This is a genomic window from Novacetimonas cocois, assembly GCF_003311635.1.
GTDB classification, from domain to species: domain Bacteria; phylum Pseudomonadota; class Alphaproteobacteria; order Acetobacterales; family Acetobacteraceae; genus Novacetimonas; species Novacetimonas cocois.
Window position 1 is genome coordinate 147,736 of record NZ_QEXL01000007.1, and the last position, 25,313, is coordinate 173,048.

The 25,313-nt window shown below is 67.2% G+C and carries 31 protein-coding genes; 11 read left to right on the forward strand and 20 right to left on the reverse strand.

The window, feature by feature from the left end:
* Positions 1-382: 382 nt before the first annotated feature.
* From NJLHNGOC_RS06970 to NJLHNGOC_RS07040, 15 genes are all read right to left on the reverse strand, one after another.
* Positions 383-1,822 (reverse strand): hypothetical protein, encoded by a 1,440-nt coding sequence (locus tag NJLHNGOC_RS06970; protein WP_133258689.1) that lies wholly within the window; start codon positions 1,820-1,822, stop codon positions 383-385.
* Between the two features lie 151 nt (positions 1,823-1,973).
* Positions 1,974-2,438: a hypothetical protein gene (locus tag NJLHNGOC_RS06975; RefSeq protein WP_113595719.1), complete on the reverse strand. Its 465-nt coding sequence runs from the start codon at positions 2,436-2,438 to the stop codon at positions 1,974-1,976.
* Complete coding sequence (locus tag NJLHNGOC_RS06980; RefSeq protein ID WP_113595720.1) at positions 2,438-2,875, reverse strand: phage tail fiber protein; 438 nt, start codon at positions 2,873-2,875, stop codon at positions 2,438-2,440. The genes NJLHNGOC_RS06975 and NJLHNGOC_RS06980 overlap by 1 nt, the downstream gene beginning before the upstream one ends.
* 3 nt (positions 2,876-2,878) lie before the next feature.
* Positions 2,879-4,288, reverse strand: a complete 1,410-nt coding sequence (locus NJLHNGOC_RS06985) for a DUF3383 domain-containing protein (protein WP_113595721.1) — start codon at positions 4,286-4,288, stop codon at positions 2,879-2,881.
* Positions 4,289-4,291: 3 nt separating this feature from the next.
* Positions 4,292-4,861, reverse strand: a complete 570-nt coding sequence (locus NJLHNGOC_RS06990) for a phage neck terminator protein (RefSeq protein ID WP_133258691.1) — start codon at positions 4,859-4,861, stop codon at positions 4,292-4,294.
* The gene (locus NJLHNGOC_RS06995; RefSeq protein WP_113595723.1) at positions 4,819-5,193 is read right to left on the reverse strand and encodes a hypothetical protein; all 375 of its coding nucleotides are present in this window, start codon (positions 5,191-5,193) and stop codon (positions 4,819-4,821) included. The genes NJLHNGOC_RS06990 and NJLHNGOC_RS06995 overlap by 43 nt, the downstream gene beginning before the upstream one ends.
* Positions 5,194-5,359: 166 nt before the next feature.
* Entirely contained in the window at positions 5,360-5,761 is a 402-nt protein-coding gene (locus tag NJLHNGOC_RS07000; protein WP_165837866.1) for a DUF4054 domain-containing protein, read from the reverse strand.
* 8 nt (positions 5,762-5,769) lie between these two features.
* Positions 5,770-6,201, reverse strand: coding sequence for a hypothetical protein (locus NJLHNGOC_RS07005; protein WP_113595762.1), 432 nt, complete (start codon positions 6,199-6,201; stop codon positions 5,770-5,772).
* A gap of 5 nt (positions 6,202-6,206) precedes the next feature.
* Positions 6,207-7,265, reverse strand: a complete 1,059-nt coding sequence (locus NJLHNGOC_RS07010; protein ID WP_110531409.1) for a DUF2184 domain-containing protein — start codon at positions 7,263-7,265, stop codon at positions 6,207-6,209.
* Positions 7,265-8,005 carry a structural cement protein Gp24 gene (locus tag NJLHNGOC_RS07015; RefSeq protein WP_113595725.1) on the reverse strand — a complete coding sequence of 247 codons (741 nt, stop codon included), beginning with the start codon at positions 8,003-8,005 and terminating at the stop codon, positions 7,265-7,267. Before NJLHNGOC_RS07015 ends, NJLHNGOC_RS07010 begins: the two co-directional genes overlap by 1 nt.
* 247 nt (positions 8,006-8,252) lie before the next feature.
* On the reverse strand, positions 8,253-9,371 hold the full coding sequence (locus NJLHNGOC_RS07020; RefSeq protein WP_113595726.1) for a DUF2213 domain-containing protein: 1,119 nt from the start codon (positions 9,369-9,371) through the stop codon (positions 8,253-8,255).
* Positions 9,368-10,783: a phage portal protein gene (locus NJLHNGOC_RS07025; RefSeq protein ID WP_165837867.1), complete on the reverse strand. Its 1,416-nt coding sequence runs from the start codon at positions 10,781-10,783 to the stop codon at positions 9,368-9,370. The genes NJLHNGOC_RS07020 and NJLHNGOC_RS07025 overlap by 4 nt, the downstream gene beginning before the upstream one ends.
* Positions 10,784-10,967: 184 nt before the next feature.
* Entirely contained in the window at positions 10,968-12,182 is a 1,215-nt protein-coding gene (locus tag NJLHNGOC_RS07030) for a PBSX family phage terminase large subunit (protein ID WP_113595728.1), read from the reverse strand.
* Positions 12,179-12,454 carry a hypothetical protein gene (locus NJLHNGOC_RS07035; RefSeq protein ID WP_113595729.1) on the reverse strand — a complete coding sequence of 92 codons (276 nt, stop codon included), beginning with the start codon at positions 12,452-12,454 and terminating at the stop codon, positions 12,179-12,181. Before NJLHNGOC_RS07035 ends, NJLHNGOC_RS07030 begins: the two co-directional genes overlap by 4 nt.
* A 555-nt stretch (positions 12,455-13,009) precedes the next feature.
* Positions 13,010-13,222: a hypothetical protein gene (locus tag NJLHNGOC_RS07040; protein WP_133258692.1), complete on the reverse strand. Its 213-nt coding sequence runs from the start codon at positions 13,220-13,222 to the stop codon at positions 13,010-13,012.
* A 431-nt stretch (positions 13,223-13,653) separates the two neighbouring features.
* Between NJLHNGOC_RS07040 and NJLHNGOC_RS07045 the strand changes: the two genes are divergently transcribed.
* Complete coding sequence (locus NJLHNGOC_RS07045) at positions 13,654-14,226, forward strand: TetR/AcrR family transcriptional regulator (RefSeq protein ID WP_113595731.1); 573 nt, start codon at positions 13,654-13,656, stop codon at positions 14,224-14,226.
* A gap of 322 nt (positions 14,227-14,548) precedes the next feature.
* The gene (locus NJLHNGOC_RS07050) at positions 14,549-15,505 is read left to right on the forward strand and encodes a glycosyltransferase family 2 protein (RefSeq protein ID WP_113595732.1); all 957 of its coding nucleotides are present in this window, start codon (positions 14,549-14,551) and stop codon (positions 15,503-15,505) included.
* A 407-nt stretch (positions 15,506-15,912) separates the two neighbouring features.
* Here the strand turns inward: NJLHNGOC_RS07050 and NJLHNGOC_RS07055 are convergent, their stop codons facing one another.
* Complete coding sequence (locus NJLHNGOC_RS07055) at positions 15,913-16,215, reverse strand: hypothetical protein (protein WP_133258693.1); 303 nt, start codon at positions 16,213-16,215, stop codon at positions 15,913-15,915.
* A 326-nt stretch (positions 16,216-16,541) separates the two neighbouring features.
* Between NJLHNGOC_RS07055 and NJLHNGOC_RS07060 the strand changes: the two genes are divergently transcribed.
* The 8 genes from NJLHNGOC_RS07060 to NJLHNGOC_RS07105 all read left to right on the forward strand — a co-directional run bounded on the left by NJLHNGOC_RS07060 (position 16,542) and on the right by NJLHNGOC_RS07105 (position 22,478).
* The gene (locus tag NJLHNGOC_RS07060; RefSeq protein WP_113595763.1) at positions 16,542-16,892 is read left to right on the forward strand and encodes a helix-turn-helix domain-containing protein; all 351 of its coding nucleotides are present in this window, start codon (positions 16,542-16,544) and stop codon (positions 16,890-16,892) included.
* Positions 16,889-17,788 (forward strand): DUF1376 domain-containing protein, encoded by a 900-nt coding sequence (locus NJLHNGOC_RS07065; RefSeq protein ID WP_113595734.1) that lies wholly within the window; start codon positions 16,889-16,891, stop codon positions 17,786-17,788. Before NJLHNGOC_RS07060 ends, NJLHNGOC_RS07065 begins: the two co-directional genes overlap by 4 nt.
* A gap of 5 nt (positions 17,789-17,793) precedes the next feature.
* Positions 17,794-18,330, forward strand: coding sequence for a hypothetical protein (locus tag NJLHNGOC_RS07070; protein WP_133258695.1), 537 nt, complete (start codon positions 17,794-17,796; stop codon positions 18,328-18,330).
* A 47-nt stretch (positions 18,331-18,377) separates the two neighbouring features.
* On the forward strand, positions 18,378-18,878 hold the full coding sequence (locus NJLHNGOC_RS07075) for a hypothetical protein (protein WP_133258696.1): 501 nt from the start codon (positions 18,378-18,380) through the stop codon (positions 18,876-18,878).
* 224 nt (positions 18,879-19,102) lie between these two features.
* Complete coding sequence (locus NJLHNGOC_RS07085; protein WP_113595738.1) at positions 19,103-19,888, forward strand: SDR family NAD(P)-dependent oxidoreductase; 786 nt, start codon at positions 19,103-19,105, stop codon at positions 19,886-19,888.
* A 120-nt stretch (positions 19,889-20,008) separates the two neighbouring features.
* Complete coding sequence (locus tag NJLHNGOC_RS07090; RefSeq protein WP_113595764.1) at positions 20,009-20,929, forward strand: delta(1)-pyrroline-2-carboxylate reductase family protein; 921 nt, start codon at positions 20,009-20,011, stop codon at positions 20,927-20,929.
* Positions 20,930-21,358: 429 nt separating this feature from the next.
* A complete protein-coding gene (locus tag NJLHNGOC_RS07095) occupies positions 21,359-21,601 on the forward strand; it encodes a hypothetical protein (protein ID WP_113595739.1) in 243 nt (80 codons plus the stop codon).
* 382 nt (positions 21,602-21,983) lie between these two features.
* Positions 21,984-22,478: a YaiI/YqxD family protein gene (locus tag NJLHNGOC_RS07105; protein WP_113595741.1), complete on the forward strand. Its 495-nt coding sequence runs from the start codon at positions 21,984-21,986 to the stop codon at positions 22,476-22,478.
* Positions 22,479-22,598: 120 nt separating this feature from the next.
* Here the strand turns inward: NJLHNGOC_RS07105 and NJLHNGOC_RS07110 are convergent, their stop codons facing one another.
* From NJLHNGOC_RS07110 to NJLHNGOC_RS07125, 4 genes are all read right to left on the reverse strand, one after another.
* Positions 22,599-23,027 carry an NUDIX domain-containing protein gene (locus NJLHNGOC_RS07110; RefSeq protein WP_113595742.1) on the reverse strand — a complete coding sequence of 143 codons (429 nt, stop codon included), beginning with the start codon at positions 23,025-23,027 and terminating at the stop codon, positions 22,599-22,601.
* Positions 23,028-23,046: 19 nt separating this feature from the next.
* Positions 23,047-23,277 carry a DUF2171 domain-containing protein gene (locus NJLHNGOC_RS07115; protein WP_110560521.1) on the reverse strand — a complete coding sequence of 77 codons (231 nt, stop codon included), beginning with the start codon at positions 23,275-23,277 and terminating at the stop codon, positions 23,047-23,049.
* Positions 23,278-23,442: 165 nt separating this feature from the next.
* Positions 23,443-23,718 (reverse strand): CBU_0592 family membrane protein, encoded by a 276-nt coding sequence (locus NJLHNGOC_RS07120; protein WP_113595743.1) that lies wholly within the window; start codon positions 23,716-23,718, stop codon positions 23,443-23,445.
* Between the two features lie 15 nt (positions 23,719-23,733).
* Complete coding sequence (locus NJLHNGOC_RS07125) at positions 23,734-24,195, reverse strand: hypothetical protein (protein WP_239021385.1); 462 nt, start codon at positions 24,193-24,195, stop codon at positions 23,734-23,736.
* A 637-nt stretch (positions 24,196-24,832) separates the two neighbouring features.
* On the opposite strand from NJLHNGOC_RS07125, the gene NJLHNGOC_RS07130 reads away from it, so the two are divergent.
* A complete protein-coding gene (locus NJLHNGOC_RS07130) occupies positions 24,833-25,183 on the forward strand; it encodes a zinc ribbon domain-containing protein YjdM (RefSeq protein ID WP_113595765.1) in 351 nt (116 codons plus the stop codon).
* Positions 25,184-25,313: the final 130 nt, after the last annotated feature.

The window sequence follows — 25,313 nt, forward strand, 5'->3', positions numbered from 1 at the left end:
TGCGCACCTTGTCATAGGACACGAACGCCCCGTTAAGCTGCGGCGCATCGGAAATCTGGCTCATGCTTTCGAAATCGAGCGCGCGGACATGGGCGCAGGTCAGCACCCGGTTGCCCGACGCGTCATACAGCCCCCACTGACTGGCGGCGGCGGCGATGGCGTAATCCTCCAGCACGGTGCCAAGCGTGGTGGAGGCCACGGCCGACACCCCGGCGGACACCGACTGCCCCAGCAGGGCCGGCACGCCCGCGGCCACCGGGATATCCCACAGCGCGGGCAGGACAACAGGCAGGATCGGCATGGTCGTTTCGCTTCCCTGCCGGGATCAGGCGGCTGCCCGATACCGGCGCGTTGGTGAAAATGACAGGAATGTCCGCGATATTCAGTAATGACCCGCATTGGCCATCGCGGGCAGGCTGCGGCTCCACGCCGTGGGCGTCGCGCGCGCGGCGGGCATGCGCGCGGGCATGGCGGACGCGGCCGGGGACGGTGGCGCGGGCATCGGCGGGGCCGGAACCTCGCGCATCGGCGCAGGGCCGCCGGCCTGCTCGACCAGGGCATATTGCGCCTGTAGCGGGGAAAGCAGCGAACGGTCCGCCGCGATGACGCCGCAACCGGGCCACGGCATGGACGCATCGCGTGACAGACCGTTATCCCGCACGCACGCCACATCCCGCGCCGGCGTCCCCGCCGGGCGGGACATGGGATACAGCACCGCGCGCAGCCCCCGCCGTGCGGAACGCGGGACGGACGGCATGGAAACGCCGTCCCCCACGACCTGCGCCGCGACAGGCCCGAATGCGACCCGGACAGGCGATGCGACAGCCCGCGACAGGGGCGATGAAGGCCGATCCGCCACCGATCCGCCAAAGGCCACCGGCCCCGCCATGACCGGCGATCCGGGATGCGCCCCATGACGCAACATCCGACGCAACACCCGATGCAGCACCGGGCGCGGCACCGAACCCGACACTACATCCGACATGGGGCCGGATGCCGGACCGGACGCCCCCTCGCTCAACGGGGCGGATGCCGGGCTTTCTTCCTTTCCGGCGGCGATGGGGACGGCACTGGCATCGCCCGCCCCCCGCGCGGCGGCGACCGGGACCTCCGCGTCCCGCCCCCGCCGTGATGGGGTGGACGGCACGGCAGTCACCCGTTCCATACCATCCGGTACAACGCCGCCCGCAACCACGGCCCGCGCCCCACGCCCGGCGCGAGCCGGAGCGGGCAAGGCCGCCATGTCCCCCCGTGGCGATGACGCGGCATCTCGCACGTCCTCGCCACCGCCCGTCGAGGACAGCGCATGGGACGCGCCCGCCACGGGCCGTGCGTCGCGGGACAACGGTTTGCGGGACCATGACCGCCAGAACCACGGCGCCCCTGCCGCCACGGTAACGGGCGATGCGCCCCGCCCCGGCGGAACATGTCCGCGCGGGGCCGTGCCACCGTCCGGCGTCCCGCCCCCCATGTCCCGGCGCGACGCCCCGGACCGCACCGCGCCACGCGTGCGGGACGCGCCCCCGTCCTGCCGGGCAGGAGAAAGATCGGGCAAGACGGATGCGGGCGCGGACAGGGGCGCGGGCAAAGACAGGGATGGCGGGGCCGGGCAATGGGACGGACGCGGCGGGACGGGCGGGACATCCGCCATTCCCCCGCCCTCGCGCGGCCATGCGACAGGGGATGCGCCACGCGCCCGCCCCGCCATCCGGCGCAGCGCGCGCACCGCCCCGGCCACCGCGCGCAGCACGATCTCCCATGTGGTGGCCGGTCTGCCGGCGCGCGCGTCAACCCCCGGCGACGGCATGGGATCTGGCATCATTGGCGGTACTCTCCTCAACGATCGGGCAGGCGGTTGCATGCCTCCACCGCCGCGACTTCCAGCAGGTCGTACAGCCCCTCGGAATCATAGATGCTCTGCAGTTCATGCAGGCTCGCCAGCCGCGCCTGCATGACGCAGGCCAGCGCGCGACCTATGTTGACGCACCGGGCGGGGCGGCGGGCGCGGCCGTCGTCGCGGCGCGGGGGGAAAACAGGCGTGCCGCGCCCCTGAAAAAACCCACATGCAGGTCGAATGCCTCCGCCTGCAGGGTGCCTACCGTCTCGATCTCCGCGATGTCGGTGGCATGCAGCGCGCGCGTCACACCGGGGCGCGACGGGTCGGGCCGCACCGTCACGCACTGCATCAGCCGGTCCAGCAGCCCGTCCGCCGCCGCCGGGTCGATCGCGCCAAACAGCGCGACCCCCATCCCCGCCAGCCCCGCGATCCCCGCATCCGGAGCGTCGTCGCGCACCGCAAGGTCCGCGCGGATGGCGGCATGCAGCACGTGGCGGCCCCAGCGGTCGGCGTCAAAGGCGCTCATGCGGGTGATGACGAACACCTTGCCACGGTCCTCGCCGGGGTCGGTGATGGTGTATTCGATGGATTTCACCGCCATCACAGCGCGGCGGGCAGCACCCGCTCCCACAGGATGTCAAAACGGCGGGCCTCCAGCACGCGGCCCGCGCTGGGCAGGGGGCTTATGGCCCGCAGCACCCCGCGCAGCAGGGTATAGCGCCGCCCCACCGACGGCAGCTGGATTTCGCCGCCGATGCGATAGATGGTGCGCGCGACATCCTGCGCCGTGACGATGGATTCGAACACGAGGCAGCTGTCCGAACTCGCGGCGAGCGAGATGCTCTGGTGCACCGGCTGGGGCACCCAGCCGGCGGACAGGTAGCCGTCGATGGACATCTGCGTTTCCACCAGTTCGCGCTGGTCGGTGTCGAACGCGCGGTCGGCGCTGTAATTCGACAGCGTCACCGGCGCGTTGAACAGGTTGGCCACCGTGATGGTAAAGACCGAGTTGGCGTCGGAAATGTTATAGTCGCTCATGGATTACTGCACCTCCAGCGAAGACAGGCTGATGGACTGGACCGCGCCGCCATCGGTGTACCAGAACTGGCACGGCGGGCTGGCGCGCGACGCGCGCACGTCTGCCGCGGCGGTGGAGGCACCGGGCAGGAAATACCATCCCCGCGTCGCCAGCGTGTCGGAAATGGTCCGTCCCGCCGCGTTGTTGACCTGCTGCTGCTGTGCCGCCGTCAGGGCGACGCCCGCGCGGATCAGCCCGAACGACAGCGCCTGGTTGATCGTGTCCTGAACGCCGGCGGCAATCAGCACGTCGCCGTCGGAATTGTACGGGATCTGCCCGGTATTGAGCAGCAGGTTCACCAGCGCCGCCTGGAACGAGCCGTTGAGCCACACCTGGCCGATATAGCTGTCGGCCCATGCAAACGGCCCCGAGACCGCGCCATCGGACAGGAACTGGAAATCCGTCCCGCCCCCGGCGTATCCGCCGTAATAGCTGTATCCGTTCGCCGCCAGCGTCGCCGCCGTGACCGCGTCCTGCACGCCGGGCGTCACCAGCGTGTTCTGCCGGAATTTCAGCGTATGGCGCCCCGATGTCGCGGAAAAGTCGAGTGACGCCATCCACCCCAGCGCCAGCGCGGACACCAGCGGGTCGGCATAAATCGCGGTGACGCCCGCAATCGACTGCGCCGCCAGCCACGCGCCGAATGCCTCTGTCGTGCCGGACACCGTCGCCTGCGGGTCGGTATCCCACGGCACGTACCAGAAGCGGTTGCCCTGCGCCGCCGTCCACTGCGCCAGCGCCTGCTTGTCCGACAGGCCGGGTTCGAACGCGGTGGTAAATCCGGTCCAGCCGGTGCTGGCCGCCACCACCGCGTCCATCGCGGCCCCCGGTGTCACGCCGCCCGTCACGCCGCCCGTCGCGGGCGCGGACAGGGTCACGGTCGGGGCGGAGGTGTATCCGCTGCCGCCCTGCGTCACGGTGATGGCGCTGACCACGCCGTCCTCCACGGTGGCGGTGGCCACGGCCCCCGTGCCGCCGCCGCCCGAAATGGTGACACTGGGCGCTGCGTCATACCCGCCGCCACCGGAGACGAGCGCGACCGACTGCACCGCGCCCCCCGCCGATAGCGTGGCCGTGGCGATGGCGGTGCTGGCAGCGTCGGCGAAAACCGGGCACGCGGCCATCAGCAGGGTCGCGGGCGTCTGCGTCGCGTTGGTAAAGCCGGTGAAATAGACCTGCGCCATCTGGTATTCGACGCTGGTTTCACCGCACAGGGCCGCGACATCGGCGGCGGAGGTGAACGTCGTCACCCCCGACGCGGGCAGCGCCGCGTTGCGCGACAGGATCAGCCCGTTCAGGAACGCGACCCCGCCGCCCGCGGCCAGGACGCCGGGCGTGACCCGGACGATGGAAGAAACAGGAATGCCGGCCATATCTTACTCCGGTGGAAAGGTTGCGTCGGTTTCGAAAATCCCGACGGAAAGTGTGTTCGCGAAATCCTGCGGGAACGTCGCGGTGGAATTGACCTGCAGCGACAGCGTGACGTGCCATGCGTCCTCGTACTGCGCCGCGTCGGAGACAAAGGCCTGCTGCTGCGCCGTGGTGGCGTAAAGCGGCGCGATGCCGCCCGTGACGCCGCCCGCGCCTGTGTTCATGCCCGCGAAAAACGCGGCGCAGGCCGGGTCGCGGAACAGCAGCGCGATCCGCCCCGCCCCGTCGCCCGCACCGGGACCGTGCAGGTCCACGCGCACGTCGACCTGCTGCTGCATCCACACGATGCGGCACCCTTGAGCATAGGTGGTGCGGTTGGTGGCAACCCGCGCGCGGCCCGCCACCGTCATGATGACGAACAGGCCGACCGGCGCGGCCACGCGGTTGACCTGCCCCACCATGACGGACGCTGCCGGCAGGGGAACGGTGGCGCACAGCCATTGCCCCAGCGCGGTCAGGACCGTGCCCTCGGTCACGTCGCCGGGGACTGCCTGCGTACCATCAGTTTCGACCATGCCGTCCCCCACTGCTCCATCTGGCGCACCACCAGCCAGTCCGCGCCGTCAAAGTTCACCATGTCCCCGCCCGTGCCCGCCGCGCGGTCCATGCCCCCCACGACGCCCGCGACATACACGATGCGCAGGTCGCCCTGCTGGCTCAGATCCCCCACATGCGCCAGTTCGTCCGACGACAGGGCCTGCACCCGGATCGTGGCCGGGACCTCGCGATACAGCGGCGTGCGGGTGAAATCCGCATTGCCCGCGCTGCCGCTCGACAGCTTCAGCGTGGCCGCGATGCCCGGCCCCACGGCCCCCGTCACGGCACAGGCCGCGCCAAAAAGGTTCATGTCGGCTGGTCCTTTCGTTGTCAGGGCGGATACCCCCTCAGGGGCTTTGCCCCCGAACCCCCACCAAAGGGCATTGCCCTTTGGAAACCTTGACCTTTAAGTCCCTGGGTGCAGGGAGCGCGCTCCCTGCCGGGTCCGGGCAGCGCCCGGGTGTTCCCTCCCGCGTTCAGGGCCACACAAGCGCCGGCTGCGGCCGCCCGGGGACATAGCGGGCAAGGCGCATGCGGCGCGACATGGCCCAGAACTGCGCCCCGTACGGGGTCTGGCTGAACCATGCGGCGGACGCTCCCTCCCCCTCCATCTGGGCGCGGACGGTGATGCTGCCCTGTGTCGCGTCGCTGATGCGCCCGACAAGGGTATTGCCCTGGGCCACCTGCTGGTCCAGCTGCGCGATATGCGCCACCAGCAGGTTCAGCAGCATCCTGCGCCGCGCCGCGTCACGCGGGCTGCGGGCGCGAGGGGAGAGGAGGAGCGTGGCCTCGGAAAAATACGCCGCCGCCTGCGTCGCGTCCGCCTGCGCCGCCAGCGCGGGGAAACGCTGCGCCCATGCCGCGTAATCGAACGCCACGCCGCCGCTCATGCCGCGTCGCGACGGGTGACGCCCACCACCGGCAACGCGTCGGGGTCCAGCGGTTCCAGACCCGTGCGCGTGCCGCCATGTTCACGCAGCCACGAGGCCGCGCGCTCCGCCGTGCGTTCGGCGGCGATCAGGCCGTGGCGCAGCGGCGCGAAATCCGGGTTCTGCGCACACCACGCGGCCCAGAAATCGGCCGGGACCTCCGTCCGGCCCGCCATGCCCAGCAGCCGGTTGTCGCGCGGGTGGTAACGCGGGTCGCGCCGCGCGCCCGCCAGGCGCACCGACGCGCGGGGCACGGGGGCCGCCATCGCGCCGTGGCCGCGCCGTGCGTCCGCCGCGCGGGCGGCGAGTGCCGTTTCGTCATACAGGTCCAGCACCAGCCCCGAGGGCATGCGGCACAGGACCGTAACCGTATTGTTCGATGTCGCCATGTCCATCAGATCCCCGTCATGGTGGCGCACGCCTGCGGATAGAACCACAGCGTCCCCCACGTACCCTGCGATTTTTTCTGCCGCACGGAGGTGGAGTGACGCTCCACCGCGTGGGCGCGCATCTTTTCCGTAAAGCCGGTGGAAACGCTGGCCTGTCCCTCCACCTCGTTGACGAAAAGCTGCATCAGCGTGGTGGCAACCATCCCGCCACCCAGCGCGGTCCCGGCCTCCGGCAGGGTTTCGATGCGCAGGTTCGGCAGGCTTTCGGACAGAAGCTCCCGCAGCTTTACATTGTACTGGTTGGCATACAGCAGGCACTGCTGGCGTTCGGTCGGGATCACCAGCGTCATCGGCGTCTCCAGCGTCAGGTTGCCGCCCATCTGGGTGACAAGCTGCGCATACAGCCGCAGCACGTCGTCAAAGCACTGCAGCGGGTCCGACATCGCAAGCCAGTCGGCCGAACCCGTGGCCGTGCCGTTGGCCGCGACCTTCGGCAGCGGCTGGATCGCGGGCGGCAGCTGCGGGTCATTGAGCGCGCCGTAACATTCCAGCCCCGCCACCCCGAACAGGTAGGTCAGGTTCTGCTGCTTGCCCAGCACCGAGATGGAGGCAAGGTTGCGCTGGTTCACCAGGTCGATGCGCGCCGCCCCCATGCGCGCGACCTCGCGCTCGCCCCAGCGGGTCCAGGTCTGGTAATGAAAGGACTGGCGGCTGATCCAGTTGGCGTTGGCGTCCACCTCGCCATCGGCGCTGTAATCGCCATAGGCCGCCGTGCGCCCCGACAGTTCGACCACGGGGAACATCGCCGTGTCGGTGACCCAGTCACCCTTGCGCACCTCGCCATAAATCTGCGCCGCGCGGGTGGGCGCGACCAGCGCGCGGATCACCACCGGGTCGGTATAGGTGGTGAAGATGGCCGGAATGCCCGAATTGGCCGCCGTCACCGCGCCATCGGCATCCATCGCCAGGCCGCCTGCGGGGAAATAGTCGCGCACGCCCTCAAGATGAATGCCATACTGCCGCGCCAGCACGGGCGCGTCGTTGCGAAACAGGGGTGTATTCATCAGGAAGCATCTTTCGTAATGGCGATCAGGCCGCCGGTTGCGGCAGGCAGGGCGACGCGCCAGCCGGTCGCGACATACCCGTCCGGCGCGTCCGTCCCCGGCGCGACGGCGGTGATGCCGCCATCCGTGACGGAGGCACAGACCACGTCGCCGCGCGCGGCGTCACTGGCGCAGGCGCAGAACACGTCGCCGCCATCGGCCAGCGTGACCATGAAGCCCTGCGGGATGGTCATCGTCGCTTCCTGCAGGTACTGCGTCATCAGCCCCTGCTGTTCACGCACGACAAACCCGTCCGGGGCGGCGGGCGTCGCCACGGGGGCCGACAGCGTGATTGTGGGCGCGGTGGTGTATCCCGTGCCGGGGGCCGTCACAGTGATGCCCGTCACCACGCCGTTGCCAATCGTGGCCGTGGCCTGCGCCCCGGTACCGCCGCCGCCCGACAGTGTGACGGTCGGTACGGCGCCATACCCCGACCCGCCGGACGTCACCGTGATGGCGGACACGCCGCCTGCCGCGACACCCGCGCTGGCGGTGGCCGTCGCCGCAGCATCGGACGGCGGCGTGTTCAGCACCGACGCCCCGTCCGCCTGCACCCATGCAAAGGCCGCGACACTTACGCCGCCCGTGCCCGCCCGCAGGCCATTGGCCCACGCCAGCACCGACCGGCGCGGGTTTTCCGACGCCCACGCACCCGGAAAGGATACGGGCCAGTTGTAATTGACCGTATTGGGAAAAGGCATGCATAGCCTCCATGTTTTTTAAGTAAAACCGCGCGTGAGCCCCGAGCCCCCTGCAGACCACGACTTTCAGGTATCAGGGTGCAGGGAGCCGCGCTCCCTGCCGGGTCCGGGCGGCGCCCGGATGTTGCATGTATCGATGACCCTGCATTCAGGGGCGTTGCCCCCGAACCCCCACCAAAGGTTGCGGACCTTTGGAAACCATGACTTTCAGGTGTCGGGATGCAGGGATCGCGATCCCGCCAGAAGCCTACAGCACGCGCGGCGCGCGGGTGACGCCGAACCGGGTATTGAAATCCGGCGCGGCGTCGGCGGCGACAACCGCACCCGCCGCCGCGCCCTGCGTCCCGACCACCATATCGAGCATCGGGCGCAGGGCGGACGGATGCACGCCCGCAACATCATGTCCCGCCTGCGCCAGGGCATAGCGGTAGATGGCATCCGCGCTGTCCATGCCGATCACGTCGCCCACCAGCGGGCGGACGGCGCGGCGCGCGTCCTCCATCGCGCGGGCGCGGGCGCGTTCGGCGTCCAGCGCACGGGCCACCGCGTCACGCACGGCGGCATCCGACGCCAGTTCCGCAGGCGTATCCGATGGCACGTCCGATGGCGTGCCCGGTGTTACGGACGGGGCCGCCGGGATGGCGGGCGTGGGGCTGGCTTCGTCCATTTCCGCCCTTGCGGCATGCAGCGCGCGGGCCAGCGCGTCGGGCGCGGTATCAGGCGTCAGCGCGCCGGTGCGCAGGGCGTGGCCGATCACCTGCACGCTGAAGGTGGCGTCGGGCATGGGGGCCGGTGTGGGGGCCATATTGCTCTCCTGTATTGCGGAATCGGCAACCAGCACGTCCGGCCCCGCGCGTCCGGCGGGGACGAGTGCGACATGGTTGCCGCGAATGTTGCGCATCACCCCGTCATAGGGCTGTCCCCGCCAGCGCCCCGGCGTCATGTCCGCGTCATAGCGGTAGGCACAGGACAGTTCGCGCCGCCCGCCATCGCGGATCATCGCGATCGCGTCGGCATCCCAGATCGCCAGCGCGTTATCAAGGTACGGGTCGTCAAAGGCGCAGTCGGTGCCGGTCGCGCCCACGGTGATGTCGCGGCGCGGATTGTCCGCCGACACGTGCGCATGGTCGGCCAGGACGGGAATGGCGTTGAAGGTCGGGGCCGCGCGCGCCAGTTCGTCGGGCGCGCGTAACAGGCGGTACATCGCATCCGCCCGCAGGCCCAGCGCCGCGTGGCCGGGGATTTCCGACCCCCGGTAGGCATTGACGCAGGCCTTGGAAATATGGGTCCGCGCGACATACAGCCGCCCGTCCTCGTCCGTGACGCGGACCGAACCGATGCGGTCGTGGGCAAGGATGCCGGTCATGATTTTCCTTTCGCCGCGCCCATCGCGGCGCGGATGGCGTCGATGCGGGCGCGGGCCTGTTCGATTTCGGCCTGCTGCGCGTCGTCCATCTGCCACAGCGGCACGAACGCGAAATCCAGGCGCGGGTCTTCCTCCCCCCACAGGTGGATCTGCACCATGCGGAAGATACGATCGAGCACCGGGGCCACGTGTGCCTCCTGAAAAGCCGCGATCTCGTCATAGAAAACGCGGATTTCCCCGTCCGACGACGCATTCAGCCCCGCCGGCTGGATCCCGAACAGCTTGACCAGCGGGATGCCGGGGATGGAGGCCATGAACTCCTGCGACTGGGCCTGCAGGTCGCTCAGCCCCGACAGCGGGGTGGCGACGATGGCGAAATCCTCGTGCGTGCGGTCGATGACGAACGTGCCGTGGTTCGACTGGTACGCATTCATCGCCGCGACCCGGCCCGTCAGGCTGTCGGTATCGACCTGCGCATGACCCGCCTCATCCCCGTCACCCATCGCGCCGGCCATGTCGGTCTTGAGCACCTTTGTCGCGAAGTTGCTGACAAGGTCGGACACGGACTGGCGCGTGCGCAGGAAATTGTGGACATAGGTGCGCAGCATCTGTGTCAGGCTGGGGCCGCCGAAATTGAACGCGGGCTTGAAAATGTCCGAGACCTCGAACGGCACCATCGAAAACATCCGGCTGGCGTCCACCAGCGTCCCCTGCACCCACCACGCGCGTGGGCGGAAGTAATCGGGGCGCAGCGGCATGTCGGCGTTATAGCTGTCGGGCGTGGTCCACAACGGCTCCACATTCAGGAAACGCCTGATCGCGCCACGGGCGATGCCGTTCGGCCCGATCACCAGCGGCGCATCCTGTCCCGCGCTGCTCAGCGGCTGTCCCAGGTCGGGCCAGACATGCCCCAGGCCAAAGCCCAGCGCATGGACGATCTGCCGGCGCACCACCTCGCGCACGCGCAGGCGCCGCATCTCGGCCCGCAACTGCGTCGCGCGCGCTGACAGGGCGGCATCGGGCGCGTCGGTGCCGGGGGTGGTGATGCGCACCCATTCGCGCGTTGCCTCCCGCGCGATGACCTCGACAGGCTTGCGGAACTCCGCGCGCTGCATCATCTGCGCCAGCATGGGATAGCCGAGGAAGCCGATCGCGTCCCCCGCCGGGTCGGCCGCGTCATACAGCCCGTCCCCGGCCCAGTCATGCACCCCCGACAGCGCCCGGTCCATCGCCAGCGCCCCGGCCCCGCGCACCCCCGGCGGCGGGACATAGGGACGCAGGGCATCCCGCGCGTCGGGCGGCGCGGCGGTCGTGGCACGGCCAAAGCGCGGCATGGCGCCGTCACGCGGCACGACGCGCGGTTCACGCCGCACGCGCGATGGCGTGGGCGCGCGGTGGAACCAGTGTTTCATTGTCGTCCTGTCCGTTTTGGGGCAATGCACCGCCGTCGCGGGCGTGAAACATCCGGGCGCCGCCCGGACCCGGCAGGGAGCGCGCTCCCTGCACCCTGATCCATTAAAAGTCATGGTTTCCAAAGGTCTGCGACCTTTGGTGGGGGTTCGGGGGCAAAGCCCCTGAGACACGCCGCCCTGCCCTTCAGATCCTGCGTAGGGCCGCAGGCGTAAAGGCGGGCATGCGGCGGCGGTTGCGGATGACGCCGTCAAGGGCATAGCGCAGGGCGTCGATCCCGTGGTCCCACCCATCGGCCAGCACCGGCAGCACGTCACCCGTCAGCCGGTCCACCCGCCATGAATACAGCCGCAGTTCGCGGGCGATGTTTTCGCATCGCGGATGGACCCGGATGCGCCGGAACGCCCGCAGCCGCGCGATGCCGTCCTGCACCGATCCCGGCCATTTCGCCGCCGCCGTGATGCGGAAACCGAAACGCGTGGCGAGGTAGCTGATCGTCTCAGGCCGTGATGCATCGGCGCGGACCGGCCATTCGCGCGATCCCGGCACATGGTCGAACAGGGTGGCCAGGTCGTCCATTTCCACCCCCGTTGCAAAGACCTCGTGATCGACATGCACGATGTCACCGGCGATGAAACAACGCACCATGACCGTGGGATCGCGGGCAAAGCCCCAGTCCACGCCGAAATACAGCCGCGCGTCGGGCGGGGTGTCGAACGCCGCGACCTCCACATGGCCGCCGAACACCACGGCGTCGCTGCGGGTGCGGCATTCGCCCCCCCATACATGGTCATAGGCGTCGGGATCGTGGCGCAGCATGCGGCGGCGTTCGGCGTCCAGTTCGGGCGGAAACCACGGATTGTCGCGCCATCCCACCCGGCGCACGATGGCGTCGGGATCGTCACGCAGGGCGCGCATCATCTGGTGCATCGGCGCGTCCTCGCGCTCGGGGTTATAGGTGAACCAGAGTTCCGAGCCAGGCGCGCGGATGGTCGGCAGCAGGATGTCGAGGCTGGCGCGGCTGAGGGCCTGTGCCTCCTCCACCCAGCAGATATCGACCTTTTCGGTGGATTTTATCGCATCAATATTACGGCCAAGGCCACGGAACAGGATTTCCGAACCAGCGGTCGTCGTAATCAGGTTTTCACGAATGCAAAACCATGCCCCCAGCCCCAGCGCCGCGATCTGGTCCGACAGCAGCCTGCGGACCGAATCGGCCATGGAGCTGTGATATTCCCGGCAGCACAGGATACGCAGCGGACGCGCGGCGGCCATCGCCACCAGCACCCGCGCCACCGTCCAGCTCTTGCCGCTGCCGCGCCCGCCATACAGGATCTTGTACCGCGCGGGACGCACGATATCGGCACAGGCGGGCGGGATTTCCACGCGCACCATGTTCATGCGTCCTGCCCCGCATCATCCGCCCCACCCGACAGCAGCGCGGGCGCGATGACCAGCGTGGGCGCCGCAGCAATGCTTGTGGCGTCCGCGCCGCCGGGCGCGACCCTGCCCCAGCCCCGGTCAAGCATTTCACGCAGGGCGGCAAGGCGCGTCGCCTCGCTCGATGCATGACAGGCAAGGTCCAGCAGCGCGGCCACCACCACGTCGCGATGGGCGCGCAACTGCGCCTCCAGCGCGTGCTGGGGGGATGCGCCGTCGCTGTGTGCGGACATCGGCGGTGGTTCCTGTAACGATCGCAAAAGGAAATCGCGCCCGATATGCAAAAGGGGCCGCGCCAGTCCCATGATGGATCGGCGCGGCCCCCTGTGTACCGGTACGGATGATGCGGCCCGGCGTGGGACGCACCGATAACCGATTAAGCGCAATATGTCGCGGAACCTGACATCCCTCAAGAAAATATCGCAGGGCCCTGAAAAAATCGGGAAAGGACACCGCCATGACAGGCCGCCCGCGCCATTGGCGGCCCGGCTGAAAACCGGGCATGCGCCAGATCGGGCATACGTCAGACCGGACATGCGCCGGAGAGCAGGCGGGGTAACGCACAAAGGAACCGCACCAGAAACCGGGCGTCAGGAACTGCCTGGAAACAACAGAGGTTTCCGGATGCCGCCTTTTTCAGACAGGCGATGCCTCATGATGCTTTCCAAAAAGCCTCACCAGAAACTGTCATGATTTCAGGACATGATTTGCCCCACGGTTTCAGACAGCCCCGTCAGGGACGAACGCCGGCGGCCAGACACCAGCAGCCGGACATCAACGGGCGGGCGTCAGTCCCACTGCAACGCCGCGGCCTCATGCACCATTACCCATTTCTGAAAATCGTTGAGGGTTTCATAAACAACACCAGCGGACGGTGGCTGCAGATCGGTCACGAACCCCACCCGGCCGGGGGGACAGTCCAGAACGATCCGCTTTTCCACGCCGCGCGACAGGGGGGTCCATATCTGCCCACCGGCAATCATGAAGTGATTATGCGCCATGACCTGCATCTTTTCCTCCGTTACGGGGATCGTCTTTCCTTACATATACCAAAAAAAGTTAATGCACACTTTATAAAACATGTATTTACAGCATTATAAAGTGGAATATGAAATCAATGATTTTTTTCGCGTGGCAAGACTAAGTGAATCCATATACGATTACCTGATATGAACAGTATTCATATGATGTAATGGTGATTTCTGGCACTGATTTTGATAATCATTACCATCTCAGAACTTTCCAGACCGCCCGGAACCCCCGTGCCGACATGCCATCCGCCCGGCATGGGGATATGTCCACCCGTCCATGCGGGTGATGCGTTTGCATTTCATGGCTGCCGGGTGTGGAACGCATGGGGGCCTGTTCCGTTGGGGCTGCGATATTGTAATATGCCCGCCGCGCCAGACACGCCCAACGGACAAGGACACCCATGACCAGCCCGCTTTCCGACCATGAGGAGACCGTCACCCGCATCGGGGAACTGTTTCGCGTTCACGGATATTCCGGCACATCGCTGTCCCAGATCACAGAGGCGACCGGCAAGGGTAAGGGAAGCCTGTATCATTTCTTTCCCGGCGGCAAGCACGACATGGCCGAACAGGTGCTGGCGCAGGTCGATGCGTGGTTTTCGCAACATGTGTTCGACGTGCTGAACCATGCCGCCCCGCCGCGTGACGCCATCCGGCGGATGTTCGCGGCGGTAAACGAATATTACCGCGCCGGGCGGCGGGTGTGCCTGATGGGGTCCTTTGCACAGGAAAGCGCGACGCGCGAACAGTTCGCCCGCCGCATCAACGTGTTTTTCCGCCGCTGGATCATCGCGCTGCGCGACATGCTGCGCCGCACGGGGATAGAGGGCGGGCGCGCCACCTATCTGGCGGAGGACACGGTGGCCGCCATCCAGGGCGCGCTGGTGGTGTCGCAGGCGCTGGAGACGCCGCGCCTGTTCGGGCGGATGATGGAACGCGCGGCCGCCACCCTGCTGGACGCGCTGCCGGATTAAGGGGGCCGGATCGGGGGAGCGCCCTTGTCCCGATGACGATGTCCCCGGAAGCCTTTTTGAAAAAGCCGCGTCATAAACCTCACGGACAACCTTACGGAAAACATCCCGGAAATATCCTTAGGAATATCCTTATATATACAGGGTATATATACAGGATGTCGCATGGCCGGGTTTTCAGGCGGCCCCGTTCCTTGAATGATGATACGTCACGTTGTATGTGGCAAAGTCCTGCACGCACCCCGGATTCAGATGGACACATGCGTGTTATCCACGGGGATGGATAATAAAGGCCCGTCGCGGAACAACAGGGTAACGGATCAAGATGCCAGATGAAAATTCGGGGGACAGGCTGAAGGACATCAGGGTTGCCGTCCTGATTCCCTGTTATAATGAAGAGATTTCCATTGGCAGGGTTGTAAGGGATTTTTCAGAATTGCTGCCGCAGGCGGATATTTTCGTCTATGACAACAATTCGGACGACCGGACACGCGAAATCGCCGCCGGATGCGGGGCCATCGTGCGTCAGGAAATGATGCAGGGCAAGGGACACGTCGTCCGCAGGATGTTTTCGGATATCGAGGCGGATTATTACATCCTTGTCGATGGCGACGCGACCTATGACGCCTCCGCCGCCCCGAAAATGCTGGCGGAGGCCGCGACAAAAGGCGTCGACATGGTCAATGGCGCGCGCATCACCGATCAGGCGGCGGCCTATCGCCGCGGGCATGTGTTGGGCAACAAGGTCCTGACCGGCCTGGTGATGTCCATTTTCGGTCATCGCATGGCCGACATGCTTTCGGGATATCGCGTTTTCTCAAGACGGTTTGTCAAATCCTTTCCCATCAGCGCATCGGGATTCGAAATCGAGACGGAACTGACGGTCCATGCCCTGGAACTGGACATGCCGATTTCGGAAATCACGACCAGCTATTTCCAGAGGATCGACGGTTCGACGTCAAAGCTGCGGACATATCATGACGGGCTGCGGATACTGAAAACCATATTCTCCCTTATCCAGAGGGAAAAACCGCTGCCCTTCTACCTGTTCTTCTGTTCGGTGTTCGCCCTGTCCGGTCTGCTGATCGGAAATACGGTCGTCATGGATTACATCCGCACGGGGCTTGTTCCCAGACTTCCGTCCGCGGTCCTTGCCACCGGGCTGATGCTGCTGTCGGGCCTGTGCCTGCTGTGCGGCATCATCCTGAACGCGATCAAGCATGCCCGGCTGGAAATCAAGAAACTCGCCTACCTGTCATATGCCATCAGGATCGCGAAATAGGGGTTTTCCCTTGCGTCAGAATCCGGTGTTCGCGTTCCGCGTCATGCAGATCGCGGGATTGTGGCGTTTTCGTCCCCTTTCGGGTTGATCCCGCACCTATGGGTCAGAAGACCGCCTGAAAACGGCAGAAGTTTCCGGGTGTTGCCTTTTTTCAAAAAGGCAACGCCTTCCGAAGCTTTTTGCAAAAAGCTTCACCAAAAACCCTTATGACTTCAGCATATTATCGGGGCATCACCCAGCCCCCGGACGCCTTGCCAGTCATGGTTTCCAAAGGTCCGCGACCTTTGGTGGGGGCACGGGGGCAACGCCCCCGACGGGACGTATTCCACAGATTCTGGGGAAGGAGTCACGCACAATCCTGTGGAAAACAGGTGCATGCCCCGTGAAAGACGGGAAAGATCCCGCCTTCATCCCCCCGCCCACGCCCGCCCGTCCCGCGCGGCGTCGGCGGCGGTGGCGGCGCGGTCCTCCGCCGCCTCATGCTGGCGTTGCGTGATTTCCGCCTCCACCCCCGCCAGCGTCGCGCGCACCGTGTCGCATTCATCGTCGAGATAGCCGATCAGGTCCGCACCGTCATACGCGCCCTCGAACCTTGCCGCCGACAGCTCGGCCCGCAGTTCCGCCAGTCGCGCCAGACGCGCCCGCAGCTGCGCCACATAGCGCACCGCCCAGCGTGGATAATCGCCACACAGGAAATCCGGATCACACATGCAAAGCCCCCGTCCCATATGAAGGCCGGCATTGTGCATTTATATCGCACAAGGACGCAAGCCCCACAGGCAGGATGCTGCCAGAGTTATAAAAGTTTTTGGGTGTCGCCTTTTTTCAAAAAGGTGGCGTCTCATGAAGCTTTTTGAAAAAAGCTTCACCAAAAACTTCTTTTGAATACAGTGATTTTTCCACGAACCGCCGTACCGTCCCAACATCCGCCGGGGACAGCCGGGCACCCCGGCCGCTGCCATGCGCCCTCTCGGCTGTGCAAAAATTTCGCTTGCATTTTGTGCTTTTTGTTCGCACAACCATCCGTATGAAGAAAATGCACACACAGCCGGGCAGGAGTCCGGCCCCCCGCGTCCGTCCCGCGACATCGCGCCGTGACGCCCCCCGCCGCACCCGTCCGCCGCGCATCGACTGGACGGTGCTGGACCCCCATGTCGCGCGCCTGCGTGCCGAGGGGCTGAGCAACCGTGAAACCGCGCGTCGGCTGAACCTGAATGTCAAGACGATGGAAAGCCGCCTGCGCCACCTGCGCGCCCATCGCGTTGACGACGGCACGGCGCTTGGCCCGGACGAGGTCCGGCGCACCTGCCTGAACTGCGACGGGGTTTTCATTGCCGATGGCCGTTTCCTGCGGCTGTGCCCCGCCTGCCGGGCGATGTTCGGATGACCGCCGCGCCAGATCGCGGGACCGCCATGCCCGCCCCGCTGTCGCCGCCGGACTGTGACCTGCGGGGATATGATTTCATGCCGCTGTTCGGGCACCGGCTGTTTTCCGGGCGGCTTTATACCCATTGCACCGATGCCGAATTCCGCGCCGCCGTGCGGCTGTGGTGGTCGGCATGGAACCAGGTCCCCGCCGGCAGCCTGCCGACGGACGACCGCGCACTGGCGACGCTGGCGGATTTCGGGCGCGACCTGCGGGCATGGCGGCGGGTGCGGGCGCGGGCGCTGGACGGGTTCGTCGCGTGTTCCGACGGGCGGCTGTACCATCCGCTTCTGTCGCGGGAGGCCACGCGCGCCCATGCCGGACGCCTGCGGGCGCAGCGACGCCGCGACGGGGATGCCGAACGCCTGCGCCGCTGGCGGGCGGGACATGCGGGCACGGCCCCGGACGCCCCGGATGCGCCGGACGACACGGCCGCCGGAACGCCCCCCATCATCCCCGTCCCTGCCCCCGTCCCTGCCGCGAAACGCGTTTCGCCATGCGATGACAGTGACAGGGAAAGTGACAGCAATACATCCGCCGCGCGCGCCACGGCGCGTCCACCGCGGGGCGGTGCGACGGTGATGGCGGACCTGATCGCGCGCACCGGGGACCTGACGGGTCGCGGCGCGCGGCAGGCGCGTGCCCTGACGGGACAGTGGATGAAGGCCGCGCGTGACGACCCGGCGCTGGTGGATGCCGTGCTGCGCGATGCGCTGGCGCTGCGTCCGGCGGACCCGGTGGCATGGGTGGTCGCCTGCCTGCGCCAGCGCACGGGCGACCACCCGACAGGGCGGGAGGAACGGCGGCAGGCGCATCTGGCGGCATGGGACGCGATCCCGGACCTGCGGGGGATATGACGGGCATGCGTGACATCGACGCCCCACACATCGACGCCTCATGCGCGGCCACGCCCGCGATCGCCCCTGCATCGGGCGGGGACGGATGCGCCTGGCGTCCGGCCGGCGGCGATGTCGGCGGGCTGCTTGCCGCGCTGCGCGGGGGGATCGCGGTCCTGCCGCGCGACCTGACGCCATCGCGGATGCGCGCGCTGCGTGCGCAGATGTCGCACGCCGAGGCCGCGGCCACCCCCGCGCCGCCGGTGGTCATTGCCGCGTGGCTGAAAAAGCTGGCGCCGCTGGTTGCCAATCCACCGCCGCCCGCCGCCGTCGTGGCGCGGACCGCCGCGATTGCCGAGGTCTGCGCCGACATCCCGCTGGGTGCGTGGACGCCCGAAACCCGCATCGCGTGGTGTCGGCAGCCGCCACGCGATGGCTATCCCATCGGCGCGCGCTGGCCCGCGCCGGGGGAACTGCATGCCCTGCTGTACCCAACGGCACAGCGCATCCACGCCGAACGCCACGCCCTGCGCCGGCTGCTGGCGATGGGCGGCGGCACCTAAGGCTGCCGTCAGGATCAACATCTTTTCAGGTCAGGCAAAGGATTTTCATGCCCCATCACACTACGGCCCGGCCCGACATGGGCGCGAACGGTCCCGCCGCGCGTGCGCGCGAGGTCGTGTCCGACACCATCATCCCCACGCCCCGCGCCCCCGCGCAGGTGGTGCGGCGGGTGCGCTGCGAATGCATGCTCGACCGGCTGTTCCATCGTGCCAACAGCGCCCTGGACCCCGCGCAGTACCGCGCGGGCCTGCGCTTTCGCGGGTTATGGCGGCGCGCGGCGCGGCAGACGCCCCTGACGCAGTCCTATCGCCCCCATGCGGGCGATGCGGGCCGCAGGGCGGCCGGCCCCGACCCGGCGACATGGGCGGTGCTGGAACTGAACGAGGCCCTGTCGCGCCTGACCCCGCCGCAACGCCGCGCCGTCATCGCGACCTGCGGCATGGACGAACCCACGGGCCTGCGCACGCGCACCCTGCGCGCGGGGCTGTGCGCGCTGGACGCATTCTGGCGCGGGCAGGACAGCCCCGTGGAAAGGCAGCCATCGTAAGGAAAGTTTTTGGTAAAGCTTTTTTCAAAAAGCTTTGAAGAACGCCGCCTTTTTGAAAAAAGGCGGCACCCAAAAACTTTTATGACCTTATCAGAAACGTATCTTGCCGGACCTTCCTTTCCGCAACGACGCAACAGGGCGGGGCGTTGCGGCTGGCATGGGCGGGGGGACGTGGTGTACGCTCCGCGCCTGTTTTCACGCCATCGCACAAGGGGAACATGACCATGCAGATTGACCTTGCGGGCCGCACGGCCATTGTAACGGGATCGACGGGCGGCATCGGGCTGGCGATTGCAAAGGGGCTGGCGGGCTGTGGCGCGCGGGTCGTGGTCAACGGGCGCAGGGCCCCGGCGGTGGAACGCGCGGTCGCGGCAATCACGGACGCGGGCGGACAGGCCGTGGGCTTCGTGGGGGACCTTGGCACCGCCGACGGGTGCGCGGCACTGGTGGCGGCGCATCCGGCATGCGACATCCTGATCAACAACCTCGGCATTTTCGAGCCGCGCGACTTCTTCGACACCCCGGATGCGGACTGGACCCGCTTTTTCGAGGTGAACGTGATGTCCGGCGTGCGGCTGTCGCGGGCCTACCTTCCGGGGATGGAAAAGGGCGACTGGGGACGGGTGATCTTCATCTCGTCCGAATCCGCGCTGAACATCCCGGTGGAAATGATCCATTACGGTTTCAGCAAGACGGCGCAGGTCGCCGTCGCGCGCGGCCTGGCCGAACGGATGGCCGGGACGAACGTGACGGTCAATTCGGTGCTGCCGGGGCCGACCCTGTCCGAAGGGCTGGCGGACATGCTGCGCCCGGAACAGGAACGCACGCACAAACCACTGGCGGAGGTCGCGGCCGACTTCGTGATGACGCACCGCCCGTCCTCCATCATCCGCCGCGCCGCAACGGTGGAGGAGGTGGCGAACATGGTCGTCTATCTCTCCTCCCCGCAGGCATCGGCCACCACGGGGGCGGCGGTGCGCGTCGATGGCGGGGTGCTGAGCACGATCTGACGCCACCGTCCCGCGCCCTTGACGCGGGCCGTCGCGCGCGGTGAAAATCCGGGCCAGCAACATCCCCCCGCGCCGCGACGCCGCCGCGCGGGCGCCGAGCCGGAACGGAACACGACCACGATGAAACATTACTGCGCGACGCAGACACAGGCGCTGCTGCCGTTTCCGGCGCTGGTGGACATGCTGGCGCGCACCGCGCGTGATTACGCGGCGGGCAGCATCGCGTGCCCCGAACGCACCAGCGTGCCGACGCACGACGGCGGCGGCGCCCTGATGTGCATGCCCACGGTGGGGACGGACCTGATCGCGACCAAGCTGCTGACGATCTTTGGCGCGAACGCCGCGCTGCACCTGCCGGTGATCCAGGGGCAGGTCACGTGCGCCGACGCGCATGACGGGCGGTTCCTGTTCGGGCTGGACGGGCCGACGGTGACGATGCGCCGGACATCGGCCATCAGCATGCTGGCGATCCGTACCTTTGCCCACCGCCACGTGGGCCGCGTGCTGGTGATCGGCACGGGCACGCAGGCCCTTGCGCATGTGGAGGCGCTGGCGGCGCTGCACCCGGCCATCGAGGTCGCGATCCGTGGCCGCACCCCGCGACAGGCGGAACAGTTCTGCGCCCGGTACGCCACCGACCGCCTGACGCTGCGTCCCGAACTGGCGGGGGAGGACGGGTTTGACGTGGTCATCACCGTGACCTCCAGCCGCGAAGCCGTCTTTGACGCCCCGGCGGACCCGCGCCGCCTGGTCATCGCGGTCGGGGCATACCGGCCCGACATGGTGGAGGTCGCGGCCCCCACCGTGCGCGACAGCATGGTGTACGTGGACGACCCCACCGGCGCACGGGCGGAGGCAGGCGACCTGATCCAGGCGGGCGTGGACTGGTCCACCGTGCGCGCGCTGGCCGATGCGCTGGACACGCCGCCCGACGGCACGCGGCCCGTGTTCTTCAAGTCCGTGGGATGCGCGGCATGGGACCTTGCGGCCTGCCGCGTGGCCCGCGACATGCAGGCCCGCCTGCCGGATGACGCGGCGTGACGCCGTAACAGGCCCCGCCTTCAGGAGGCTGCCTGAAAACAACAAAGGTTTCCGGGTGTCGCCTTTTTTCAAAAGGGGCGGCGTCTTTCGAAGCTTTTTGCAAAAAGCTTCACCAAAAAACCTTTAATTATTACAGTGCGTTACCCCGCCATCTTTTTCAAACAGTCACTGATCGGGGGATCGTTTTCCTAGCACCCCTTTACCTTAAGTCATGGTGTCCAGAGGTCCGCGACCTCTGGCGGGGTCAGGGGCAGCGCCCCTGTCCACACGCCCCACCGCAACATCATCGCATGGGGGAAACAGCCGGACGCTGCCCGGGACCTTGCGCCCCTGCCTGCGACATCGGGGGGCATCGAATCGCTTTACCTGACACGACCGGGACAGCTAGCATCAGCGGAAGTATTGCCCCCGTTGCAGGAGAAGCCCGACATGCCCGACCGCCGGATGCTGAACATGACCATCGGCATGGGGATCGCGGCTGGCGTGCTGACGCTGGGCATGGTCTGGGCCTGTGCGGAGGCAACGGGCCATTTCATGGAATACATGGACCACTCCCCCACCGCCCAGTACCGGGTGGGACTGTTCGGCCGGTTTGCATGGATCCCGGCCGTGTTCGTGCCCCTGTGCATCATAATCCGGCGCAGGCGGCAGGGGGCTGCGGATGACATGTAACGCCCCCACGCCAAAAGGAAAACGGGCCCTGTGCGGGCTTGCGGTCCTTCTGCTCTCGCTCGTCAATTGCGTGGTTTCGGTCGACGCCTTTCATGGGGCCGGCGTTTTTGCGACCGCCTTTGCCGTCTCCATGCTGGTCATCTGGGCTTTCATATACAGGAAAAGTGTTTTCCCCCACCGTTCCCCGTCAGGGACCATCGGGGAAGGCAGGACCGGCAACACGCTGAAATCCTGAAAAGTTTCACCAGAAGCTTCCTTGCGATTTGCGCCATGTCCTGAAACGCGCGCCCATCATCGCTGGCCTCGGCCGGGGTCACGGGCTAGACAGGGGGATGTCCACCCATTTCCCCATCCGGGGCGGCGTTGCGCCCCGGCCCGAACCATGACCCGCATTTTCATTGATGCCGACGCCTGCCCCGTGCGCGACGAGACCTGCCGCGTGGCGTTGCGCCATAAGGTGCATACCTTTGTCGTGTCCAACCGGATGATGGCCATTCCGCCCTCCCCCCTGATTGAACGGGTGGTGGTGGCGCAGGGCATGGATGTGGCGGATGACTGGATTGCCGGACATGTCCGCGCGCATGACATCGTGATTTCCGCCGATATCCCGCTGGCGGCGCGATGCGTGGCGCAGGGGGCGTGCGTGCTGGACCCGCGCGGCCGCATCCTGGACGAAGACGCGATCGGCATGGCGCTGGCGGTGCGGAACCTGATGGACGACCTGCGCTCCACCGGGATGATGATGCAGGGCGGGCGCGGGTTCACGCGCGCCGACCGCTCCAGCTTCCTCTCGGCGCTTGATACCGCCGTGGTGCGCGCGCGGCGCAACGCAACCATGCCCCGCAGGCCGCCGCCCATCGTCCCGCCCGCCGGGTAAGGAAACGCACAGACAGGATTAAGAGTTTTTGGTGAAGCTTTTTGCAAAAAGCTTCGAAAGACGCCGCCCTTTTTGAAAAAAAGGCGGCACCCAAAAACTTCTTCACGATTTACAGGCTTTTCATGCCCCGGCGGCCAGCGCGCGCAACGCCACATGCGTGGCCTGCGTCAGGGGCGCGGGCAGGTCGTCGGGGGCAAACCAGTCCACCGCCGACAGGGCCGCGGGCTCGCGCAGTTCCGCGCGCGCGGACGTGACCGGCGTGGCGAGGTAAACCGGCGCGACCCAGTGGGAGGCCCCTTCCCCCGCGCTGGCGGGGGTCAGGTGGTCCACCACGCACAGAAGGCGCGACAGGTGGATCCGCAGTCCCGTTTCCTCCTCCACCTCGCGGCGGACGGCGTGTTCCAGCGTTTCCATCCAGTCGACCTTGCCCCCCGGCAGGCCCCAGTGCCCGGCCTCTGGCGGGCGGCGGCGGCGGACCAGCAGGATGCGCCCGTCATCGCGCCGCACCAGCGCGCCACATCCGACGCGCGCGTTTCCACCATCCGTCATGGCCCGCCGTCCCCGCGGTTCAGCTGGCGGGGGTATAGGACTGCACGTCCTCGACGGTATGGCTCAGCACGATATGGTTGTTTTCGGTGGAGGCGACCCAGCCTGCCGGGACCTCGAACACGCTTTCGGCGGGACCATCGACGGTGATTTCAATCGTTCCCTTGTCCGTGACCGCGCTCAGTTTCCCGATGCGTCCCCCCGCGGAGGCCACGACGTCACGGCCTATCATCTGTTGGGTTACATCAGCCATGTCATGTCCTTTTCATATCGATGCCCGCCATGCGCCCCCGGCCCCGGCGTGCGGCATGCACGCTGTCGTGGCCCCGTATCGCGGCGCGTCGCCCGTCATGATCGCGACAGGCGGCCCGGCATCGTGTCTGCGGTAAGACGGCAGTGTACCGGCTGCCGCCCCCGATCACAACCCTGCCCGCCGCGAACGCCGCCACAGGGCCGTGAGGACGCCATACAGGCTAACGCTGCTCCAGAACACTTCGATGCATAATGACGGCAGGTTGAAATGCACGCACAGCGAGACCATCACCAGCAGGCTGCCGCACAGGTTGCCCAGCGGATAGGCCACGCCCGACGTGTCGATCCGCCCGCGCAGGCTGAGGTAATACTGCACCACGATCACCACGGATCCCGCGAAACCCGTGAGATCCGCCGCGATGTCGAGCGCCCCCAACGCCATCGTCAGCCGCCCGCGTCAGTTGACGCCATACTGCTTGCGGCTGTTCATCCTGGCGTTCAGCTTTTCGCTATAGGCGTGATAGGTGCCCTTGGGCACGCATCCCATTTCCTCCAGGTCCTCCAGGTGGACGCTGTCGTTGATCCACCCATTCACCTCGCCAAAGGGAATGGTCGCGGGCAGGGGGCGGTTGGCGAACACGATCGGGTCATCATGGCCGGCGACGTATCCGAACTGCTGGAAATGGGGATCGCTGGCGGTGGGCGAGACCTCGCCACAGACCACGGCGCCGCCATCGACGGTGCGCGCCCCCAGATGGCGAAAGCGCGTCGCCGATGGCTGGGCAAAGGTGCCGGCCACCTTGCCGATCGCCTCCTGCGCGTTGGGGACATGGGCGGCGCTGGCGTCGATGACCGTCTGCGCCACGCAGGTGCCCGCCGATAACCCGAAGGCCGCCGCAAGTATCATGGCCTTGTACATGTCTGTTCCTCTCTGCCTCAAGCGTTCTGCCGCGAATGGGCCTGCTTTGTCCCACCTTGGTGCCCATGTTCGCCACGCAGGGTCAAGCATCGGACATGGGTTTTTTCAATTACATTACGTGTGATAATAATGTGGAAAAGCGGCCGCGCCCACAGGGGCAGGAGCGCGACAGGGGTCGGCAGCGCAAAAGGACGGGACGCCGGGACCCGCCACCGGCACGCAGGCGCAACGCCACAGGCCGCCGGCAGGTTGCCGCGCCCGGTCGGCGGAAGGCGGTTCGGGTCAGGGTTTCCAAGGGGCCGCGACCTCTGGCCGGGGTGCAGGGGCGACGCCCCCGCCGACACGCCATCGCACGGGGGCGGCAGCCGGGCTCTGCCCGGACCCGGCAGGGACCTCGGGCCCCTGCACCCCTTTGCCTGAAGTCATGGTTTCCAAAGGTCCGCGACCTTTGGCGGGGTCAGGGGCAGCGCCCCTGTCCACACTTACCCACCGCCATGCCGTCGCACGCGGGCGGCAGCCGGGCGCTGCCCGGACCCGGCAGGGACCTCAGGCCCCTGCACCCCGGCACATGGGGGCAGGGTTTCCACGGGGTGGCGGCATGCTTTATGAGCGTTGTTCCCACATAAGGAAGATGATCATGGATGCCGACCCGAAATGCCCGCAATGCGGCTGCGAACATGCCTATCCGGACGGCAGCCTGTGGATCTGTCCCGAATGCGGCCATGAATGGAGCCCGCAGGCCGCAACGGCCGAAGGAACGCCGGACACCGCGACGGTGCGCGACGCCAACGGCAACACGCTGGCCGATGGGGACAGCGTGACCGTGCTGAAGGACCTGAAGGTCAAGGGATCGTCCCTGGTCGTCAAAGGAGGTACCAAGGTCCGCAACATCCGCCTGACGGACGGCGCGGATGGGCACAACATCGCCTGCAAGATCAGCGGCATCGGCACGATGAACCTGAAGTCGGAATTCGTGAAGAAAGCCTGACGCCGCGCCGTCGCACGGGGGTAGCAGCCGGGCGCCGCCCGGAGCCGGCAGGGACCACCGGCCCCTGCCCCCTTTACCTTAGGTTCAGGACCTATTAATTTATTGAACTGAGTGGGGCATTGTGATTCAC

Excerpts from the sequence above, each read along its gene's own strand:
- NJLHNGOC_RS06985 (WP_113595721.1), bottom strand. The coding sequence starts at position 4,288 with ATGGCCGGCATTCCTGTTTCTTCCATCGTCCGGGTCACGCCCGGCGTC.
- NJLHNGOC_RS07090 (WP_113595764.1), top strand. The coding sequence starts at position 20,009 with ATGAAACATTACTGCGCGACGCAGACACAGGCGCTGCTGCCGTTTCCG.
- NJLHNGOC_RS06980 (WP_113595720.1), bottom strand. The coding sequence starts at position 2,875 with ATGAGCGACTATAACATTTCCGACGCCAACTCGGTCTTTACCATCACG.
- NJLHNGOC_RS07025 (WP_165837867.1), bottom strand. The coding sequence starts at position 10,783 with ATGAAACACTGGTTCCACCGCGCGCCCACGCCATCGCGCGTGCGGCGT.
- NJLHNGOC_RS07115 (WP_110560521.1), bottom strand. The coding sequence starts at position 23,277 with ATGGCTGATGTAACCCAACAGATGATAGGCCGTGACGTCGTGGCCTCC.
- NJLHNGOC_RS07015 (WP_113595725.1), bottom strand. The coding sequence starts at position 8,005 with ATGCCTTTTCCCAATACGGTCAATTACAACTGGCCCGTATCCTTTCCG.
- NJLHNGOC_RS07110 (WP_113595742.1), bottom strand. The coding sequence starts at position 23,027 with ATGACGGATGGTGGAAACGCGCGCGTCGGATGTGGCGCGCTGGTGCGG.
- NJLHNGOC_RS07070 (WP_133258695.1), top strand. The coding sequence starts at position 17,794 with ATGCGTGACATCGACGCCCCACACATCGACGCCTCATGCGCGGCCACG.
- NJLHNGOC_RS06975 (WP_113595719.1), bottom strand. The coding sequence starts at position 2,438 with ATGGCGGTGAAATCCATCGAATACACCATCACCGACCCCGGCGAGGAC.
- NJLHNGOC_RS07050 (WP_113595732.1), top strand. The coding sequence starts at position 14,549 with ATGCCAGATGAAAATTCGGGGGACAGGCTGAAGGACATCAGGGTTGCC.
- NJLHNGOC_RS07035 (WP_113595729.1), bottom strand. The coding sequence starts at position 12,454 with ATGTCCGCACACAGCGACGGCGCATCCCCCCAGCACGCGCTGGAGGCG.
- NJLHNGOC_RS06995 (WP_113595723.1), bottom strand. The coding sequence starts at position 5,193 with ATGAACCTTTTTGGCGCGGCCTGTGCCGTGACGGGGGCCGTGGGGCCG.
- NJLHNGOC_RS07095 (WP_113595739.1), top strand. The coding sequence starts at position 21,359 with ATGCCCGACCGCCGGATGCTGAACATGACCATCGGCATGGGGATCGCG.
- NJLHNGOC_RS07045 (WP_113595731.1), top strand. The coding sequence starts at position 13,654 with ATGACCAGCCCGCTTTCCGACCATGAGGAGACCGTCACCCGCATCGGG.
- NJLHNGOC_RS07030 (WP_113595728.1), bottom strand. The coding sequence starts at position 12,182 with ATGAACATGGTGCGCGTGGAAATCCCGCCCGCCTGTGCCGATATCGTG.
- NJLHNGOC_RS06990 (WP_133258691.1), bottom strand. The coding sequence starts at position 4,861 with ATGGTCGAAACTGATGGTACGCAGGCAGTCCCCGGCGACGTGACCGAG.
- NJLHNGOC_RS07040 (WP_133258692.1), bottom strand. The coding sequence starts at position 13,222 with ATGGCGCATAATCACTTCATGATTGCCGGTGGGCAGATATGGACCCCC.
- NJLHNGOC_RS07020 (WP_113595726.1), bottom strand. The coding sequence starts at position 9,371 with ATGACCGGCATCCTTGCCCACGACCGCATCGGTTCGGTCCGCGTCACG.
- NJLHNGOC_RS07075 (WP_133258696.1), top strand. The coding sequence starts at position 18,378 with ATGCCCCATCACACTACGGCCCGGCCCGACATGGGCGCGAACGGTCCC.
- NJLHNGOC_RS07005 (WP_113595762.1), bottom strand. The coding sequence starts at position 6,201 with ATGGCGACATCGAACAATACGGTTACGGTCCTGTGCCGCATGCCCTCG.
- NJLHNGOC_RS07130 (WP_113595765.1), top strand. The coding sequence starts at position 24,833 with ATGGATGCCGACCCGAAATGCCCGCAATGCGGCTGCGAACATGCCTAT.
- NJLHNGOC_RS07105 (WP_113595741.1), top strand. The coding sequence starts at position 21,984 with ATGACCCGCATTTTCATTGATGCCGACGCCTGCCCCGTGCGCGACGAG.
- NJLHNGOC_RS07125 (WP_239021385.1), bottom strand. The coding sequence starts at position 24,195 with ATGTACAAGGCCATGATACTTGCGGCGGCCTTCGGGTTATCGGCGGGC.
- NJLHNGOC_RS07010 (WP_110531409.1), bottom strand. The coding sequence starts at position 7,265 with ATGAATACACCCCTGTTTCGCAACGACGCGCCCGTGCTGGCGCGGCAG.
- NJLHNGOC_RS07065 (WP_113595734.1), top strand. The coding sequence starts at position 16,889 with ATGACCGCCGCGCCAGATCGCGGGACCGCCATGCCCGCCCCGCTGTCG.
- NJLHNGOC_RS07085 (WP_113595738.1), top strand. The coding sequence starts at position 19,103 with ATGCAGATTGACCTTGCGGGCCGCACGGCCATTGTAACGGGATCGACG.
- NJLHNGOC_RS07055 (WP_133258693.1), bottom strand. The coding sequence starts at position 16,215 with ATGTGTGATCCGGATTTCCTGTGTGGCGATTATCCACGCTGGGCGGTG.
- NJLHNGOC_RS07060 (WP_113595763.1), top strand. The coding sequence starts at position 16,542 with ATGCACACACAGCCGGGCAGGAGTCCGGCCCCCCGCGTCCGTCCCGCG.
- NJLHNGOC_RS06970 (WP_133258689.1), bottom strand. The coding sequence starts at position 1,822 with ATGATGCCAGATCCCATGCCGTCGCCGGGGGTTGACGCGCGCGCCGGC.
- NJLHNGOC_RS07120 (WP_113595743.1), bottom strand. The coding sequence starts at position 23,718 with ATGGCGTTGGGGGCGCTCGACATCGCGGCGGATCTCACGGGTTTCGCG.